The sequence below is a fragment of the Thermovirga sp. genome, assembly GCA_012523215.1.
Taxonomy (GTDB): domain Bacteria; phylum Synergistota; class Synergistia; order Synergistales; family Thermovirgaceae; genus 58-81.
In genome coordinates this window covers 1-1,644 of record JAAYIZ010000017.1, presented here as the reverse complement: position 1 = coordinate 1,644, position 1,644 = coordinate 1, and the positions used below count along the sequence as shown (strand labels likewise).

At 57.9% G+C, this 1,644-nt stretch carries 2 protein-coding genes; both read left to right on the top strand.

Features of this window, described 5'->3' with window-relative positions:
- A partial coding sequence (locus GX108_00650; GenBank protein ID NLO55558.1) for a PAS domain-containing protein occupies positions 1-1,511 on the top strand: 1,511 nt, incomplete at its 5' end.
- A 33-nt stretch (positions 1,512-1,544) separates the two neighbouring features.
- Positions 1,545-1,644: pyridoxamine 5'-phosphate oxidase family protein (locus GX108_00645; GenBank protein ID NLO55557.1), on the top strand; the 100-nt coding region annotated here is incomplete at its 3' end.

Genomic DNA, 1,644 nt, shown 5'->3' with positions numbered 1-1,644 from the left:
TGAACATCTTCGACCACGTGGGCCAGGATGAGTCATCGCGGCTGCAGCGGGAGCACTTCGAAAAACTCACCCCCGGAAATCCCACCAACACGGACGAATCATGGTCCCTGCTACCCGACGGCAGTGTGGGGCTTGAACAGTGGTACAACAGGGGCATCTTCGACCAGGAAGGCCGCCTGGTGGCGATACAGTGCGTGGGAAGAGATATCACCGCCCAGAAGGAGGCCGAGCAGGCTCTCAGAAAGAGCGAAAGACGCTACGCCGCCATCGTCGAAAGCCAGGTCGAGATGGTCTGCCGCTTCACGAAGAAGGGCATGATCACCTTCGCCAACGACGCTTTCTGCCATTTTTTCGGATACGCCAGAGACCAAGCCATTTCACGCCGCCTCGCCGAGATAATGGGGGACGCCGAATCCTCGAAGTTCCTCGCCGACCCTGATAGACTGTCCTCCTCGGATCAGGATCTCTTTTTCGAGCACATCCTGGAACTTCCCCAGGGGGGAAAGCGCTGGCTGAGGTGGACCAGGAGAGGTATCCTCAACGAAAAGGGTGCCCTGATCGAGATCCAGGCCGTGGGACGGGATTTGACCCGCCTGAAGAGGACCGAGGAGAAACTGAGGCAACTGAACTCGATCCTTCGCTCCATCAGGGGAGTCAACCGGCTGATAAGCCGCCACCATGACAGCGAAAAACTTGTACAGGAGATCTGCGCCCACCTGGTGGAGACCAGGGGTTATCGCAACGCATGGATAGGGATCCTGGGCAAGGGAGAATCCCTTACATCCGTATCGGAAGCGGGCATAGACCCCGAAGGCAGACCTGTCTCGGAGAGAAGAAGGCAGGGCATGCTCAACGAGTGGGGGCTTTCAGCCCTCAAAAATCCGGGAGTCCACCTGAAACAGGGAACGATGACCTTGACCGACAGCCCGCTCCTGGACAGTTACGAGGAGGGTGGCATAATGACCACCAGGCTGGAGTATGCGAAAAAGATCTATGGGCTGATATCGGTATCCCTCCCCGGTGACGCCCATTTTGACTCCGAGGAACAGACCCTCTTCTCGGAGCTCGCCGAGGATATATCCTTCGCCCTCCACGCCATCGAGACCGATGAGGACCGCAAAAAGAAGGCCGTGACCCTCGAGGAGAAGGCCCGCCAGCTTGAACTCCTCGTCCTGGAACACTTCTCGGGGCTTTGGGAGTGGGATGTGAACGAGGGCAGGGTCACCATGAATTCCGCCTACGAAACCATGCTGGGCTACTTCCCAGGGGAGATGGGGCAATCCCTCGAGGAATGGAAGAGCCGGATTCATCCTGACGACCTGGCCGCGGTGACGGACCTGCTAAGGAAAGTCCTCTCGGGAAGGGATGGCGATGACATTCACGAGATCGAATTCCGGATGTTTAAAAAGGAAGGAACGTGGATGCTCCTCCGCAGCCGGGGGTTCGTGGTCAGCAGGGACAAAAACGGCAGGGCCACCAAGATAGTCGGGATCCATACCCCGGCGAAATAGACCCTTCAAAACTGAGGACGAGGAGGAAAGGACATGAGGCGCAAGGACAAGGAGATCACCGACGAAGCCCAGATCAGGGGGATCCTCGAAAGGGGCAAGGTCTGCCGGGTGGCCTTTTTCGACGAAGGCTATC